This is a genomic window from Deltaproteobacteria bacterium (assembly GCA_016180855.1).
Lineage (GTDB): Bacteria > UBA10199 > UBA10199 > JACPAL01 > JACPAL01 > JACPAL01.
Genome location: JACPAL010000012.1, coordinates 16,425 through 32,451, shown reverse-complemented (window position 1 = coordinate 32,451; position 16,027 = coordinate 16,425). Strand labels below are relative to the sequence as shown.

Sequence of the window (16,027 nt, the reverse complement as noted above, 5' to 3'; positions counted from 1 at the left end):
TGACGAAGATCACCTCTCCTGCTGTCAGGAGTCATTTTGGAGGGGTGCTTGTTTTATTAAACTTAGCTAGTTGATGAGGAGGATAAAATTATGCGCCTTGGACCTTGGGAGATAGCCGCTGTCGTAGCGATTGCGTTGTTGATTTTTGGACCGAGCAAATTGCCGAAACTGGGATCGAGTATTGCTGAGTTTTTCAAAAATTTTAAAAAGGGAGTAAAAGAGGTCGATCAGGAGACCGACGAGGTTAAGAAGAAGGTAGGTCTTTCATAATCAAACGAATCCGACTCCATCTTTCTAAACCGGGTCTTTGATCTGGCATGAAGGGTGGGGCAGGGTGGGATTGGAAACGGTCCCGCCTCCCGAAGTCGCGCCGAGGTTCCGCATCAAGCGGGATTAAGGTGGATGGAATTGGAAAGGAACGTCGCCATGCTCTCTGCCGAAGAAGCACAGAGAACAATTCAGAGTTTTGTTTTATCATCAGGCCCCGAGGTTCTGCCGTTGGATCGGGCTTTAGGGCGCATCCTCGCCTTCCCGGTAAAGGCTCCTGTTGACCTGCCACTCTTTGATAACGCAGCGATGGATGGTTTTGCGGTTCGTAGTGAAGAAACCTTCGACAGGACGTCGGTTTTGTTCAAGGTGATTGGAAGTGTAGAGGCTGGCAGTAATGTAGAGCCCCCTCGGGTTCGTTTAGGCCAAGCGGTTCGGATCATGACAGGGGCATCGGTACCCGAGGGGGCTGATGCCGTCGTTCCTTTTGAGGAGTCAGTATCGAACGGGGATTCTCTAGTGATTGATCATGAGGTCTCCAAGGGGGAGAATATCCGAAAAAAGGGGGAAGATGTTCGACGAGGCGAGGTGGTCTTGCGGCATGGGGTTTTGATAACCTCACGGACGATATCACTTCTTGCTGCGTTGGGGATTGCCGAAGTTTCGGTCTTCCGGCGGCCGCGGGTTCGAATCGTTGTGACCGGAAATGAACTGGTCGAGATCGGTGCCCCCCTGCAACGAGCAAAAATTTATAACAGTAACGGGCCGACCCTCGTGGCGGCGCTTCGTGAAGCGGGTGTTCCGCCGGAGTCTGTTGCCGTCGTCTCCGATCAGCCGGACCTTCTGACAAGCCGAATCAGGGAGGGATTAGAAGGAGAGGTTCTTCTCACGATCGGCGGTGTCTCGGCAGGGGATCTTGATCTTGTCCCAAAAATCCTGGACGAGATTGGTGCCAAAATCCACTTTCATAAGGTGGCGATCAAGCCGGGCAAGCCACTCCTCTTCGGGACCGTTGGGGAAAAACTCATTTTCGGACTTCCAGGTAATCCCGTTTCGGCCTTGATCGTCTTTGAGCGATTTGTTCGTCCGGCCCTCCTCAGAATGATGGGGATGGACGAATGCTTTCCCGTGAGAAAGACGGCGATCGCGATGGAAGAATTCAAAGGGTCTTCCGATCGCGAGACCTATCTCCGCGGCGTCGTGGCGTACAAAGACGGCCGATACGAGGCGATCTCCGCGGGTGTGCAGGGATCGGCACAACTCAAGACGCTCGCCTGCTCGAATGCGACTCTCATCATTCCAGTTTCCAGGGGGACGATTCGGACAGGTGAACCGGTTCTGTTTGAATTATTTAAGGAGGGGGCATGAAGGTCCGTCTGCTGTTTTTTTCTATCCTGCGGGATTATTTTCATGAATCCGAGAAGGAGATTGAAATGGATGAGCCTGTGCAAGCCCGCACGCTCTTCCTCTCTCTTTTTAAAGATTCAAGACTTGCCTGCCAGTTTTTGAGATCGACCCGTTTTGCCTTGAACAACGAATACGTTGCTCCGGAGACGGTCATCAGAGGCGGGGATGAACTGGCCTTTATCCCGCCCACAAGCGGAGGTTAAGATGATTCAAATTACTGAAGGGTCTATTGATGTCTCTGACGTTCTGGCCTCTGTGGCTGATCAGAAGGCGGGTGCCTCCGTTCATTTTATCGGGACGGTCCGGGAGGAGCCGGGGATTAAAGGGCTCCGTTATGAATACTACAAAGGGATGACGGAGAAATTGCTCTGTGAGATTGTGGAAGAGGCCAAAAAAAGATCACCCCTGCGAAAGGTCTCCGTTGTTCATCGGGTTGGCTGGGTGCCGATCGGTGAGGTGTCGGTTGTTGTCGCGGTCTCTTCGGCCCATCGTCACGAGGCTTTTGAGGCCTGTCGGTTTCTGATTGAAGAGATCAAACAAAAGGTCCCGATCTGGAAGAGAAACCTTCCAGTCGTCCCGATCACCGGCGTCATCCTCGCGGGGGGGCGTTCCAGCCGGTTCGGTTCGAACAAGGCATTCGCCACGTATGAGGGGATTCCGTTAATCGATCGAGTGGTTAATGTGATGTCACCCTTGTTTCAGAAACTGGTCATTGTGACCAACAACCCTGCCGAGTACGAGCGTCTCCACCTGCCATTACTACGCGACCTTGAACCTTACAAAGGTCCGCTCGGTGGAATTTACACGGCGTTTCGTCAGACCTCTAATGACACCCTCTTTGTCGTGGGGTGTGACATGCCGCTTCTCAGTGAAGAGGTGATTCGCAAGATCATTGAACAGGGAAAGGGGGCGGATGCGGCGGTCCCGGTTTGGGAGAACAATCGGGAATATCTGATGGCCCTCTATTCGCGGAGACTTCTGCCACTGTTCGGTCGCTTTCTCCGAGAGGGACGACTCTCCTTGAGAGGGCTTTGCGGCGAAGTTAATAACATCGTTTGGGTCCCGATCGACGGGAAATTGGCCTGGAATGTCAACACCGAGGGTGATTTGCGAGAACTGGAGGCAACCGATGTTATCGGACCTCTTTAAACGAAAGATTGATTATCTTCGCCTTTCGGTCACCGAACGTTGCAATCTGCGTTGTGAGTATTGCATGCCCTTCGACTCCTCCTCGCTTCGCTCGTCGTCGCTCAGGGCAAGCCCCTCTCTCCACCTTCTTACTTTTGAGGAGATAGAACGGCTCGTTCGAATCCTCGTCTCGCTCGGGATCCGCCGGGTAAGGCTCACGGGAGGAGAGCCGTTTGTGAGAAAAAATCTTCCAGATCTCGTCCGCAAACTTTGCCAAATTCCTCAGTTGGAGGAAGTTCTGATGACAACCAATGGAATTCTTTTAAAAAGGTATGCCCAGGATCTGAGAGGTGCAGGACTGAAAAAAATCAATATTCACCTCGATTCACTCGATGCCAAAAAATTCAGACAAGTGACCCGTTGGGGCGATCTTTCAGGGGTGCTGAAGGGCATCGAAGTAGCTCGCAAGGTTGGATTTTTTCCAATTAAGATCAATACGGTTCTCCAAAAAGGTTTCAATGATGATGAAGTCGAAAATCTCCTTCTCTTTTGTGTCAATCGAGGGTTTATCCTGCGGCTGATCGAACTGATGCCGATCGGCCCGGCCCGTGAGAGGACTCAAGCTTTCATTTCTTGCGGAGAGATTCGGGAAAGGCTTGCGGAAAAATACACACTTCTCCCCATTCTGCTTCGGAGGGGAAGCGGCCCGGCTGTTTATTATCGGGTCGTTGAACTTGAAACAGAGATCGGCTTCATCTCTCCCGTTTCACAGCCGTTTTGTGAGCGGTGTAACCGGATCCGGATCTCGGCCGATGGAAGGTTCCAGGATTGTTTGGCCTATGACGGGAGATTCTCCTTGAGAGATCTGTTGAGGGATCCGGACTGTTCCGATGAGGCGATTGCCCGACAAATCGCGGACCTTATGCAGGGAAAACGGGAGAGCCATTTTAATTTTGCTCAGTGGGAAGAAGAAAGGACGCCCTGCATGTACGGGATTGGAGGGTAAAGGAGGTTATTCATGATCGATATCTCTGGAAAGATTGAGACGCTCCGGACGGCTGTCGCTGAGTCACGGATCCTGGCCAGCACCGAGACGATTGAAAAGGCGTTTAGGGGAGAGACACCGAAGGGGGATGTCCTCAATGTCGCCAGGGCGGCGGCGGTTCTCGCCGCCAAAAAGACTGCCGAACTGATTCCCTATTGCCATCCACTTCATCTGGACTTTGTCGGTGTCACCTTCAACAAAGGCGAAAACGAGATTCGGATCAGAACGGAGGCCAAAACGATTGCCAAAACCGGTGTTGAGATGGAGGCACTCACCGCTGCCACGATTGCGGCGTTGACGGTCTACGACATGCTCAAAGGGATCGACAAGGAGGTCGTGATCGGTGAAACCAAACTTGTCGAGAAGAGGGGAGGGAAGAGTGATTATGGGGAGACCTTTCTTAAGCCGCTGACCGCAGCCGTTTTGGTTACTTCAGACAGTGTCTCGGATGGCAAGAAATCGGACAAATCCGGCAAAATGATTGTGGAGGAGATGGGACGGTTTCCCGTCAAGGTTCTTCATTATGAAATTGTTCCGGATGATCGGGAAAAAATCCGCCAGAAGCTTCTAGGATGGTTCGAGGAGGGGATTCAACTGGTCCTGACAACGGGCGGGACGGGGCTTGGCCCAAGAGATGTAACGGTTGAGGCGGTCAGCGAGATAATCGAGCGTGAGGTCCCCGGCATTGCCGAGGCGATGCGGGGATTTGGCCAGAGGAGGACGCCGTACGCGATGCTCTCCCGCGGGGTTGTCGGGGTACGAGGGGGAACGCTTTTTATTACGCTCCCCGGCTCCTCCAAGGGAGTCGTCGAATCGATCCAGGCAATCTTTCCCAATGTGCTGCACCTCTACAATATGATGAGGGGGGGAGGTCACTAAAATGGACTCTTTGTGGGCCCTTGTCCCTTTATTTTTTGCAACCGCCTTCATCTACTCGATGGCCGGCTTTGGGGGTGGATCGACCTACCTCGCCTTACTCGTTCTCTTCTCGCTTCCTCACATCATGATCCCGAAGGTTGCCCTTCTCTGTAATTTGGTTGTCGTTACGGGCGGCAGTTATTTTTTTATCAAGGAGAGGCACTTTTCATTCAAGAAGACAGTGCCGTTTATTGTCGCGTCGATTCCGGCCGCCTATTGGGGAGGGACGGTCCTTGTTCAGAAGGAAATGTTCCAACTCCTGCTCGGTTTTTCATTACTTGCCGCTGCGCTCCGGATGTTTCTTTCGGAGTCGGCCTTTACAATTCGAAGTAATGTTTCCTGGAAGAGTTCTTGGCTCGTAGGGCTTCCGCTTGGTTTTCTGCTGGGGGGGCTTGCCGGTCTGGTCGGTATTGGAGGAGGGATTTTTCTCTCACCGATCCTCTACTTTTTGGGATGGACCAATGCCAAGCAGACGGCCGCCTCGTCGAGCGTCTTTATCCTGGTTAATTCGGTTTCTGGCCTGATCGGTCAGTTTGCCAAGGAGGCGACCGTTCCTCCCCTCGAACTCCTTTTGCCGTTGGCCTTGGCGGTCCTCGTGGGGGGAGCGATTGGAAGCCGTCTTGGTTCACAGAGGCTACCCAAACTGATTCTTCAACGGGTCACCTCCGCTCTGATTTTTTGGGTCTCATTGAGATTGCTTCATCAAGGTTTTCTCTTGATGACGTAAAACATTGAGGTTTGGTTGATCCTGTGTCATCGGTGTAATGCCTTAAGGGGGAATTGATAATGACCTCGAGTGGGCTTGAACTTGTTACCGGTAGTGAGGTGATTGCCCGTGCGGCGGTCGATGCCGGCTGTCGCTTTTTTGCCGGCTATCCGATCACACCCGCCTCAGGGATCCTCGCGGCGATGACGAAACTTCTCCCCCAGGTTCAAGGGGTTGTGATTGAAGGAGAGGATGAGATCGCCTCGATCGGTTTTTGTCTCGGGGCCTCGGCGACGGGCATGAAGGTGATGACGGCGAGCAGTGGACCAGGCCTCTCTCTCTATTCCGAAAACATCGGGTTTGCCCAGATGGCGGAGCTTCCGATCGTGATTGTGAACGTGCAGCGAATGGGGCCGGCAACCGGTGCGGCAACGACAAGCGCCGAGGGGGATATTCAGTTTGTGCGGTGGGTTACATCGGGGGGATATCCCGTGATTGCGCTCTGCCCCTCGAGCCTGGCCGAGTCCTACTCTCTCACGATGGAGTGTTTCAATCTGGCGGAGAAGTTTCGGACACCGGTCTTTCTCATGACTTGCAAGGAGCTTGTGATGAACCAGGCGACGGTCTCTGCTTCGGATTATAAAGCTCCCTTGACGCTCTATCGAACGGTCGGCAAAGAGCCGTCTCTTCCTTACCATTATAAGGAGGGTTCAGAGGTTCCCCCTTTCCTTGCAATGGGAGGAGACCTTCACTCACGTGTCAACACCTCGATTCATGATGAGCGCGGATTTCTGGCGACCGATACGTTAAAGAAGGAACGGGCACTCCGTCATCTGAGTGAGAAGATCGAGTCGCATCGGAGTGAACTGGAGTATCTCAAGGAAGACTTGGAGGAGGGGGCGAAGACATTGATTATTGCGTATGGGTTGGCGGCCCGAACGGCCCGGGAGACTGTGAGACAGCTGCGTCGCCGGGGGAAGAAGGTGTCTCTTCTTGTCGTACATTCGCTCTGGCCCGTCGCGCAGAACGGGATAAGAAAGGCAGCCGCCTCTTGTGAAAACATTATCGTTCCGGAACACAATCTCGGTCAGTATTTTTCCGAGATCAGGTCCGTTCTGCCTGACAAGAAGGTCCAGTCGGTGACGCGTATTGATGGTAAAATGATCACCCCCGAGGAGTTAATGAGATGTATGTAACCTCTCAAAAAGGCCCATCTGCGGTGTTGTCCGCCTCGGTCGCGATCCTCACGTACCACGAAAGTACGCTCCGGTCGCGCCTCGGCGGCCTGCCTTGCATCTGGTCCTTTTTGAGAGGTTACTAAGTTATGTACATTAATGAAGAGAAAAAGCCGTATCCGTTCTGCCCTGGTTGCTCGCATGTCCAGGTGATCGAGGCGATCAACCGTGCGCTTCAAAAGGTCGAGGCCGATCCACGACGAACGGTGATGGTCTCCGACATCGGGTGTGTGGGGCTCGTCGACAGCTTCTTCAACATCCACACGTTTCATGGCCTCCATGGTCGCTCCTTTACCTACGCCGCCGGTATCAAGCTCGCCAACCCCGACCTCAATGTCTTTGTGATGGTGGGAGATGGCGGCTGTGGCATCGGGGGGCATCATCTCATCAACGCCGCCCGGAGGAATATCGGCATCAAGGTGATCGCATTTAACAACTTCAACTTTGGGATGACGGGTGGCCAGCATAGCGTCACCTCATTTTTTGGATCAAAGACGCGAACGACACCGGGGGGGCATCTGGAACGTGGGTTTGATCTGGCCAAACTGGTTGAGGCAGCCGGTTCTCCTTTCGTTGCGCGAAAACTCGCCTTCGACAAAGACCTCGATGAAACGATCGCCCTGGCGATGCGGTCTGAGGGGTTTGCTTTTCTCGATGTCTGGGAGGTCTGCACCGCCTATTACATGCCGATGAACGATTTTAAAAAACCGGCGATGGAGGCGGAGATTGAAAAGCTCGGGATGAAGTTGGGCGTTTTGAGGGAGGAGTGTCTGCCGGAATACAGTTGCACACTCCGTGCCGGCAGAAAAGGATCGGAGGGGGAAACCGCTGTCACGAGACCGATTGTGATCGCAAAGAAGTTTGAACATCGTCTTCCCCAGGAGCCGTTTCGACTCATCCTTGCCGGGAGCGCCGGCATGAAGATCGTCTCCTCGGCCGGTTATCTCGGGAATGCCGCACTCAAGTGCGGGCTTCATGTCTCGCAAAAGGATGATTTTCCGATCACCGTCCAATCGGGGCACTCCGTCTCGGAGATGATTTTGAGTTCCGAGGAGGTTGAATATCTGGGGGTTGATAAACCGGATGCCGTCATTATCCTCTCGGAAGAGGGTCTGGCGAAGGTCCGAAAAGTCCTGCCGGTCATGGAGAAGAATTCACTGGTTATTGCGAGGGAGGGGCTTTCGTTGGAGACACCGGCCAAGGTTATCGCGATTGATCCCAAGCGGTTTTCCAACAAGAGCTTGATAACGGCTGCACTCCAATCGTTGATCCGTTTGGTCCCGTTGGTCCCGCAAGAGGCGTTTTTTGAGGTGATCGGTGAAATCAGAAATGAGGCGATTCGAAATGAAAACTTAAAGGCGATGGAAATCGCAAGGAGCTGGTTATGACAAGACTATCCTGTCCTGATTTTTACCAGATGGAGGGGCTCTTGAGTGAAGAGGAGATCCTCGTCCAGAACGCGGCACGCGAGTTCGTACAGAAGGAGGTCTTGCCGATTATTACGGAGCATCACCGTGAGGGGACTTTCCCGCGTGAGCTGATTCCCAAAATGGCGGCCCTCGGGTTCCTTGGTGCGAGCCTTCCGAGGGAATACGGAGGGGCGGGATTGGGCAGTGTGGCGTATGGCCTCCTGCTTCAGGAGTTAGAGCGGGGAGATGGTGGCATCCGGAGTTTTTGTTCGGTGACCGGCTCGCTCGTGATGTACCCGATCTGGCGCTACGGCTCGGAGGAGCAGAAAAAAAGATGGCTCCCGCGGCTCGCCAAAGGAGAGGCGATCGGCTGTTTTGGATTGACGGAGCCGGATCATGGTTCGGATCCTTCTGGCATGATCACCCGGGCGGTCAGGAAAAAGGACCAGTGGGTGCTCCATGGTGCCAAGATGTGGATCACGAACGGTTCGATTGCGGATGTTGCGGTTGTCTGGGCGAAGGATCAGGAGGGGGAGGTCCGCGGTTTTCTCGTTGAAAAAGGGACGAACGGTTTTACGGCACCTGCGATGAAGGGGAAGTTTTCACTGCGAGCCTCGGATACAGGCGAACTTGTCTTCAGTGATTGTCTTGTGCCGGAGAGAAACAGGTTACCTGAGGCGCTCGGGGTCAAGGCGCCACTGACCTGCCTGAATCAGGCCCGTTACGGCATCGCCTGGGGCGGGATCGGGGCGGCCGTTGCCTGTTATGAGGCCGCCTTGAACTATTCAAAGGAACGGATCCAGTTTGGCAAACCGATTGCCTCCTTTCAGCTTGTTCAGGAGCGATTGGTGGAGATGTTGACCGAGATCACAAAGGCTCAGTTGCTGGCCCTCCAGCTCGGACGTCTGAAAGAGCAGGAGAAACTTCATCACACGCAGGTGAGTCTTGCCAAAAGGAACAACATCGCGATGGCACGACGGATCGCACGTCTCGCCCGCGAGACCCTCGGTGCCAACGGGATCATCGACGAATATCCCGTGATCCGTCACCTCATGAATATCGAGAGCGTCTACACCTACGAAGGGACCCATGACATCCACACGCTGATTTTAGGGCAGGAGATTACAGGAATTTCTGCATTCAAGTGAATTGGATCAAAGGATTCCAGGGAGATCCCGCAAACAATCAGCGATTGGCCAGATCTGGATCTCTCTCTCCTTCATCCTTCGTTCACCACCATAGGCAAAATAGGCCTGGGCCATCGGGTAATCTCGGAGAAAGGCCTTCAAACTGGAGAAGTGTGAGGGAGAGGGTTTTCCGGTTCGTTTGATTTCAAAAGCCTTGATCCCTCTTTTTCCATAGAGGACGAAGTCGACTTCGAGGTCATTGGAAGTGCGCCAATAGTTGATGGTATACCCAAGGTCCAAATAATCATTCAAGGCTATCAGCTCCTGTAAAAAAAGAGTTTCGAGTGCGGGGCCTTCAGCCTCTTCGGGGGAATCCAGTGGCCCCATCGGGCGTAGTGTGCGAAAGACGCCGACATCAAAGAAATAAAATTTGGGATGAGAGACCACCCGTCTCTTGGCCCTCTTGGAAAAAACAGGAAGCTCATAAGAAATAAGCAAGTCCTTGAGGATTGAAAAATAATTTTCAACAACCTTTCTCTCAATGGCACATTCTCGAGCAACGTTCGAAATATTCAGAGGTCAAGATAGATGGCGGAAGGAAAAGTTGACTTGACCCAACTCGTTTTACCGGTCCCCCGAGGACCTAACAAGAACAGGCTTTTATCCTTCGGCGGATGAAGTAATCTGGCGTACATGACTCCATTTTACATGCTTTTTTGGAGTTTTAAAGGTAAAAAAATTATCATAAAAACTCACATCCTCTCATGATCTAAATCATATCGTTTTTTGTAAAATCACCTATCAATACACGACTCTATGCTGGACTGGCTACCCGAAAACATCTCAACCTACGGCGGCGCGATCGATCATGTCATCCGGACCATCTATTATATCGTCGGTGCCTGGTTTGTCCTGGCGGAAGTGGTTTTTCTCTTTTTTATCTTCAAGTATCGGCGGCGCCCCGGCCGATCGGCGACCTACCAGCCCGGGACCTCCCTCAAGGCGCTAGCCTGGATTCTGCTCCCTGTGGCCCTGATCCTCGGATTTGATCTTGCCATCGAGGTTGTTCAGGCCCCTGTCTGGGAGGAGATTAAACAGCAATTGCCGATTGCGGACTACAAGGTCCGGGTTCGCGGGAGGCAGTTTGTCTGGGATATCACCCACCCGGGGGCGGATGGGCAGTTTGATTCCGCCGATGACATCCAGGCTGTTAATCAGTTGGTCGTTCCTGTGAACCGGAAGATTGTTTTTGAACTGGAGGCGGCTGATGTGATCCACAGTCTCTGGATTCCCCACCTCCGCTTAAAACAGGACGCAGTCCCCGGGAGAACGATCCGGGGCTGGTTTGAGGCGACGCAGACAGGCGTTTTTCCACTCGCCTGTGCGGAGCTTTGCGGGAGCGGGCATGGAATGATGAAGGGTGAATTGCATGTCCTTAATCAGCCGGATTTTGAGAAGTGGGTTAAAGAAGAGACAGCCGCTCTCTTGGAGGTGCCGTGACGGAAAAACAGGGTTTCTGGAGAAGGTATGTTTTCTCTCTCGATCACAAAACGATCGGGAAACAGTATCTCATCACCGGCCTTTTGATGGCCCTTGTCGGGGGATATCTCGCCTACCTCTTTCGTCATCAACTCGCCTGGCCGAATGAACCGGTCCCCGGCTTTGGACAGGTCGGTCCGGATCAATACAACATGTTTGTCACGATGCATGGGACGATCATGGTCTTTTGGGTTGCGATGCCGATCCTTCTCTCGGGTTTTGGCAATTTTCTGCTGCCCCTCATGATTGGCGCGCGGGATATGGCATTTCCGCGGCTCAACAGGCTCTCCTATTGGACCTTTTTCCTCAGCACTGTTGTTCTCATTGTTTCATTTTTTGTCCCCGGCGGGGCGTTTGCGGGTGGCTGGACGATCTATCCCCCCCTCTCGGCCGAACCGGGTTATACGGGGGTTGTCTGGGGAGGGAATCTCTGGATCCTGGCCGTCGCGTTGGAGTTTGTGTCGATGCTCATGGGAGGGATCAACTTTATGACGACGACGCTCAGTCTGCGTGCCAAGGGGATGGCCCTCTTTCGGATGCCGATCTTCGTCTGGATGATCAATGTGGCGTCGATCCTCTTCATGTTTTCGGTTGGTCCTTTGATTGCCGGTGCCTTCATGTTGCTCGCTGATCGGACCCTGCAGGTTGGATTCTTCCTTCCGGCCGCCGGTGGCGATCCGCTCCTCTTCCAGCATCTTTTCTGGTTCTTCGGCCATCCGGAGGTCTACGTTCTGCTGCTTCCGGCGCTCGGGATCATTGCCGAGATCCTCCCGGTCTTTTCACGCAAGCCGCTCTTTGGTTACCGGCCGATTATCTATTCAACACTGATTGCCGGGGTTTTGAGTTTTGTCGTCTGGGCCCACCACCAGTTTATCAGCGGCATTGATCCGAGGCTTGCGATGCCTTTTAGTATCACGACGATTCTTATCTCCGTTCCGTTCGCATTTTCCCTGTTTGCCTATATTGCCACCCTTTGGAAAGGGTCGATCTCCTTTTCGACGGCGATGCTTTTTGCCCTCGGAATGATCGCCGAGTTTTTGTTGGGGGGGGTTACGGGGATCGTGAATGGATCGACAGCGGCGGACATCTACGTTCATGACACCTATTTTGTCGTCGCCCATTTTCACTACACCCTCTTCCCCGTTACGTTTCTCGCCACCTTTGCCGGGATCTATTATTGGTACCCCAAGTTGTTTGGCCGGTTTCTGAGCGAATTTTGGGGCAAGGTCCACTTCACGCTGACGCTCATTGGTTTTAACCTCGCTTTTCTCCCCCTTTTCTCTGTCGGGATTGCCGGTCATCACCGGCGTATCTTCGATCCCAGTGCCTTTGAATTTTTGCATCGCATTCAGCATCTCCATGTCCTGGCGACGGTGGGGCTGATCATTCTTTTGACGGGACAGATTCCGTTTATCCTTAATTTTTTTCTGAGTCTTAGGCGGGGGCGTCTTGCGGAGGCGAATCCCTGGCAGGCTAACACGCTGGAGTGGATCGCTCCTTCCCCTCCGGGGCATAGAAATTTTGAGACCGATCCTGTTGTTGTCCGAGGTCCCTATGAGTACAGCGTTCCCGGGGCTGCAAAAGATTGGCTTTCCCAAGGGGAGGCCTCGTGAATCACGCCGTCTCTCACAATTCGTCCGTAGAGGTTCCGGTCTGGCGTCTTGGAATCTGGTGGTTTCTTGCCTCCGAGATTGTCGTTTTTGGTGGGTTGGTCGTTTGTTACATCCTGTACCGCTTTAATCATCCTGAGTGGGGAATGGAGGCCGGTCGAACTCTCCTGTGGGTCGGGTCAGTGAATACGGTTGTCCTGCTGACGAGCAGCCTTACGATGATACTGGCCCATTATTCTATTGTTGAAAAAGGGGATCTTGCCTTGGGCCGACGGTATCTCGGAGTGACGATCCTCTTGGGCCTCCTCTTCCTCTGCTTCAAAGGGTATGAGTACTCTCATGAGATTCATGCGGGGCTTGTTCCGTCCCGTAGCCTTTTTTGGGGTTTTTACTATTTGATGACAGGCCTTCATGGACTTCATGTCATTGGAGGGCTTGTTGCCAACGGTGTTATTTTGGGGGGTTTGAGTCAGGGAAGGACTCCTCACCGGATCGAATCGATCGGCCTCTATTGGCACTTTGTTGATGTCGTCTGGATTTTTCTCTTTCCGCTCCTCTATCTTGCTTCTCAAGGAGGGGCGTCGTGAAACCAAAAATCCTCGTCGCGCTCTGGGCCGTTCTCCTTTTTCTCTTAAGTCTAAGTCTCCTCCTCGGTTTTTGGGGAAATGTCGTCCTGTCGACGATCCTGATTTTTGTGATCGCGGTTGCCAAGGCGTTTTTGGTGGGGGCCTACTACATGCGTCTCAAGTGGGAACCCTGGTATATCCTCTGGATACTGTTGGGTGGCGTTGTTTGTCTCTTCATCCTTTATTTTGCACTCGTACCGGACATTATTAGAGGTCGATAACCAGGAGGGAGGGTGAAATGATCAAGGAAGAATCGGCCAAAATTGGCCTCGTTCTTGTCATTCTTACGGAGATCATGTTTTTTGCGGGGCTCCTCTCTTCCTACTGGATCTTGAGGGAGTCGGTTCATCCGTGGCCCCCCGTAGGACAGCCGAGACTCCCCGTTGGCACCACCGCGGTCAATACAGTACTTTTTCTTGCAAGCCTTTGGACGATGAACATGGCCGTCCGTTCGTTTCGCGAGGCAGGGATCAAAAAAATCTCGACCTTTCTTGGGATAACAGCGTTGCTCGGGATTGCCTTTCTCGGCCTGCAAGGTTTTGAATGGGTCCGTTTGATCCAGTTCGGACTTACGACGGCCCTGAATGTTTACGGGGGGACGTTTTATATGATTGTCGGCATGCATGGGCTTCATGTCGTCGTGGCGCTGTTGTTGCTTTTCTTTGTCCTTTGGAGGCTCCGACGGATTGAGAGGGGAAACGCCGGAACCCTACTCGCCCTTTGCCGGATCTATTGGTTCTTTGTTGTGTTACTGTGGCCTGTCATCTATGTGGCCCTTTACCTTCTTTAGCATTTTTTTTGTCTCGTCTCCTCTTTGGGCCTGTGCCGTCTGTTTCTCGTCAAAAGAGGAGTCGCGGATGGCCTATTACGGCACGACGATTTTGCTTACCTTGTTACCCTTGTTCTTTATTGCTGCATTTCTGTGGTGGATCAGACATACAAAGGGATGTGAAATCTCAAAGGAAAAATTGTATGATGACAATCATAATGCAAAATGAATAATGCTGTGGAATTTGTGAAATGCGAAAAATCCTTTTAGCAGGAATCGCTATGTTCATCGCCCTGTCGAGTTTATTTATCTATCGTTCCTATGATTATGTTCAACACGATGCACGCTTCTGCCAGTCGTGCCACATCATGCAAAAGCCGTTTGAAAAATGGAGCACCTCTCCTCATCATCTTGTCTCTTGTCATGAATGTCACAAACAACCACTTTCAGCGAGTCTTCATCAAGTCTGGTTTTATTTTACACAGCAACCCAAAGAGGTTGTTCGCCATCCGGAACTCGATCATAAGGTCTGCTCCCGGTGTCACTTGAGTCAGGATCCTCAATGGAAGTTGATTGGTGAAACGGCGGGGCATCAGGTTCACTTTAAAAAGGCGGGGATTGATTGTTTGGATTGTCATATGGGAGGCGTTCATAATTTTATTAAACCGACCGATCGTTGTATCGATTGTCACACCGACAAGGTGGAAGGACCTGGCAAAAAAATGGCCTTTATGCACTGCACCGATTGTCATCACTTTTTGGCCAAGTCAGAGGAACTCCGACCCGATCGGAAAACTTGCCTTGAATGTCATCAAAAAATTCAGGTTGGGAAAGAGAGTTTTCCCGAAGAAGCCCCCATGTCGACCTTTGACTGTTCCACCTGTCATAAGCCTCATGAAAAAATCCGCCCAGATCGCGAGCTTTGCATGACATGCCACTCTGATCTGAAGGGAGGGCATCCCCTCTTTTCCAAGGAGCTGAGTTGCACCGCTTGTCACGCACCACACCGATGGAGGATTCAATGAAACCCCTATTCGTTATACTCCTCCTCCTCGCGATTCCCTCGTGGGGGGAAGAACGCTCTTCAAAACTTAAGGAAAGAGGGTTTACCTCTGCCAAGGTCTGCGGTGAGTGTCATGAGGCGATCTATGAAGGATGGAAGGGATCGATGCATGCCAACGCCGTCTCGGACCCGATCTTTTATCCTATTTTTATTGAGACCTCGAGGGAGACGAGGGGAAAGAGTGACTCTCTTTGCCTCTCCTGCCATGCCCCTTTTTCGCGCCTTATCAAAGGTCAGGACATCGAAGAGCCGATGATCCAACAGGGGGTCAGCTGTGATTTTTGCCACCGGGTCCGAGAGGTTCGTTTGGGTGCCAAAGATCCGTTTGTTTTAGAGTTGACCCAAAAGAAATGGGGTCCTCTCAAAGGGATCAGTTCACCGTTTCACCCGATCGAGAGCGCTCCCCATTTCGAAAAATCTGTCTTTTGCGCCGGTTGCCACGAGTACACCAACGACCTCGGCGCCCCGATCTTTGAGACCTATTCCGAATGGAGGGAGAGTTCATTCGGCCGCGAGGGGAGGGAATGTCAGTCGTGTCATATGCCTGCGATTGAAGGGTCACCCGTCCCTCTGCGTGTTAAACCGGTTAAAGAGGTTTATATTAATAGTCACGAGGCGGTCGGGGGGCATTCGATCGAACAGGTGAAAAAGGCGGTGGAGATCACGATCGGTGAGGCAAGGCGTTCGGGCGATAAGGTCCATGCGGTGGTGAGGCTCAAGAATGTCGGTTCGGGGCACAAGGTTCCGACTGGCATGCCGACACGAAAACTGATCCTCCAACTCCAGGTGACAAGCGGCGGGACAACATTGGTTTCAGAGGAAAGAATCTACCAGAAGATCATGGTTGACAAGGCAGGGAACAGGATCACGCGAGACTCCGATCTTTTTCTCAAGGCGTTTAAGGTCAAGGAGGATAACCGTCTCAAACCGGGAGAGGAAAAGATTGAACATTTCACCTTTTTTGTTCCACAGGAAAGAGCCTTGGAGATCTCGGCAAGACTTTATTATCTTTATCAACCCCGATTGATCCAGGAGACCGAGATGAGGGTCGATCTCGGGGGTGGGAGCCTGATCTTACCGTGAAACCGACACGCCGCCGATTTTTGGGAATCTCGCTCGGTTTCCTTGGTTCAATCTTTGCCGGGAGTATCCTCTATCCCGTTCTTTCCTATCTGATC

18 protein-coding genes and 1 riboswitch are annotated in these 16,027 nt (G+C 52.4%); of the genes, 17 read left to right on the top strand and 1 reads right to left on the bottom strand.

What is annotated here, in order from left to right; translation table 11 throughout:
* Positions 1-87 precede the first annotated feature (87 nt).
* From HYT77_06985 to HYT77_06940, 10 genes are all read left to right on the top strand, one after another.
* Positions 88-270 carry a twin-arginine translocase TatA/TatE family subunit gene (locus tag HYT77_06985; GenBank protein ID MBI2067739.1) on the top strand — a complete coding sequence of 61 codons (183 nt, stop codon included), beginning with the start codon at positions 88-90 and terminating at the stop codon, positions 268-270.
* Positions 270-435: riboswitch (molybdenum cofactor riboswitch) on the top strand. (Overlaps the previous gene by 1 nt.)
* The gene (locus HYT77_06980) at positions 403-1,635 is read left to right on the top strand and encodes a molybdopterin molybdotransferase MoeA (GenBank protein ID MBI2067738.1); all 1,233 of its coding nucleotides are present in this window, start codon (positions 403-405) and stop codon (positions 1,633-1,635) included. (Overlaps the previous riboswitch by 33 nt.)
* Positions 1,632-1,877 carry a MoaD/ThiS family protein gene (locus tag HYT77_06975; GenBank protein ID MBI2067737.1) on the top strand — a complete coding sequence of 82 codons (246 nt, stop codon included), beginning with the start codon at positions 1,632-1,634 and terminating at the stop codon, positions 1,875-1,877. The genes HYT77_06980 and HYT77_06975 overlap by 4 nt, the downstream gene beginning before the upstream one ends.
* Before the next feature lies 1 nt (position 1,878).
* Positions 1,879-2,823 (top strand): molybdenum cofactor biosynthesis protein MoaE, encoded by a 945-nt coding sequence (locus HYT77_06970; protein ID MBI2067736.1) that lies wholly within the window; start codon positions 1,879-1,881, stop codon positions 2,821-2,823.
* Positions 2,804-3,808 (top strand): GTP 3',8-cyclase MoaA, encoded by a 1,005-nt coding sequence (gene moaA / locus HYT77_06965; protein MBI2067735.1) that lies wholly within the window; start codon positions 2,804-2,806, stop codon positions 3,806-3,808. Before HYT77_06970 ends, moaA begins: the two co-directional genes overlap by 20 nt.
* A gap of 12 nt (positions 3,809-3,820) precedes the next feature.
* Positions 3,821-4,726, top strand: coding sequence for a bifunctional molybdenum cofactor biosynthesis protein MoaC/MoaB (locus HYT77_06960; protein ID MBI2067734.1), 906 nt, complete (start codon positions 3,821-3,823; stop codon positions 4,724-4,726).
* 1 nt (position 4,727) lies between these two features.
* Positions 4,728-5,492 carry a sulfite exporter TauE/SafE family protein gene (locus HYT77_06955; GenBank protein MBI2067733.1) on the top strand — a complete coding sequence of 255 codons (765 nt, stop codon included), beginning with the start codon at positions 4,728-4,730 and terminating at the stop codon, positions 5,490-5,492.
* Positions 5,493-5,551: 59 nt separating this feature from the next.
* Positions 5,552-6,667, top strand: a complete 1,116-nt coding sequence (locus tag HYT77_06950) for a pyruvate flavodoxin/ferredoxin oxidoreductase (GenBank protein ID MBI2067732.1) — start codon at positions 5,552-5,554, stop codon at positions 6,665-6,667.
* Positions 6,668-6,795: 128 nt separating this feature from the next.
* A complete protein-coding gene (locus tag HYT77_06945) occupies positions 6,796-8,094 on the top strand; it encodes a 2-oxoacid:acceptor oxidoreductase family protein (protein ID MBI2067731.1) in 1,299 nt (432 codons plus the stop codon).
* Positions 8,091-9,263: an acyl-CoA dehydrogenase family protein gene (locus HYT77_06940; GenBank protein MBI2067730.1), complete on the top strand. Its 1,173-nt coding sequence runs from the start codon at positions 8,091-8,093 to the stop codon at positions 9,261-9,263. The genes HYT77_06945 and HYT77_06940 overlap by 4 nt, the downstream gene beginning before the upstream one ends.
* Before the next feature lie 6 nt (positions 9,264-9,269).
* On the opposite strand, the gene HYT77_06935 is transcribed toward HYT77_06940, so the two are convergent.
* Positions 9,270-9,818 (bottom strand): DUF4143 domain-containing protein, encoded by a 549-nt coding sequence (locus HYT77_06935; GenBank protein ID MBI2067729.1) that lies wholly within the window; start codon positions 9,816-9,818, stop codon positions 9,270-9,272.
* A 240-nt stretch (positions 9,819-10,058) separates the two neighbouring features.
* On the opposite strand from HYT77_06935, the gene coxB reads away from it, so the two are divergent.
* From coxB to HYT77_06900, 7 genes are all read left to right on the top strand, one after another.
* A complete protein-coding gene (gene coxB, locus HYT77_06930; GenBank protein ID MBI2067728.1) occupies positions 10,059-10,742 on the top strand; it encodes a cytochrome c oxidase subunit II in 684 nt (227 codons plus the stop codon).
* An 86-nt stretch (positions 10,743-10,828) separates the two neighbouring features.
* Positions 10,829-12,394: a cbb3-type cytochrome c oxidase subunit I gene (locus tag HYT77_06925; GenBank protein MBI2067727.1), complete on the top strand. Its 1,566-nt coding sequence runs from the start codon at positions 10,829-10,831 to the stop codon at positions 12,392-12,394.
* Positions 12,391-12,978, top strand: coding sequence for a cytochrome c oxidase subunit 3 (locus tag HYT77_06920; GenBank protein ID MBI2067726.1), 588 nt, complete (start codon positions 12,391-12,393; stop codon positions 12,976-12,978). Before HYT77_06925 ends, HYT77_06920 begins: the two co-directional genes overlap by 4 nt.
* Positions 12,975-13,238 carry a hypothetical protein gene (locus tag HYT77_06915; GenBank protein ID MBI2067725.1) on the top strand — a complete coding sequence of 88 codons (264 nt, stop codon included), beginning with the start codon at positions 12,975-12,977 and terminating at the stop codon, positions 13,236-13,238. Before HYT77_06920 ends, HYT77_06915 begins: the two co-directional genes overlap by 4 nt.
* Before the next feature lie 17 nt (positions 13,239-13,255).
* Positions 13,256-13,807: a heme-copper oxidase subunit III gene (locus HYT77_06910; protein ID MBI2067724.1), complete on the top strand. Its 552-nt coding sequence runs from the start codon at positions 13,256-13,258 to the stop codon at positions 13,805-13,807.
* Between the two features lie 260 nt (positions 13,808-14,067).
* The gene (locus tag HYT77_06905) at positions 14,068-14,811 is read left to right on the top strand and encodes a cytochrome c3 family protein (protein MBI2067723.1); all 744 of its coding nucleotides are present in this window, start codon (positions 14,068-14,070) and stop codon (positions 14,809-14,811) included.
* Positions 14,808-15,932 carry a hypothetical protein gene (locus HYT77_06900; GenBank protein MBI2067722.1) on the top strand — a complete coding sequence of 375 codons (1,125 nt, stop codon included), beginning with the start codon at positions 14,808-14,810 and terminating at the stop codon, positions 15,930-15,932. The genes HYT77_06905 and HYT77_06900 overlap by 4 nt, the downstream gene beginning before the upstream one ends.
* The last annotated feature ends 95 nt before the right edge of the window (positions 15,933-16,027 follow it).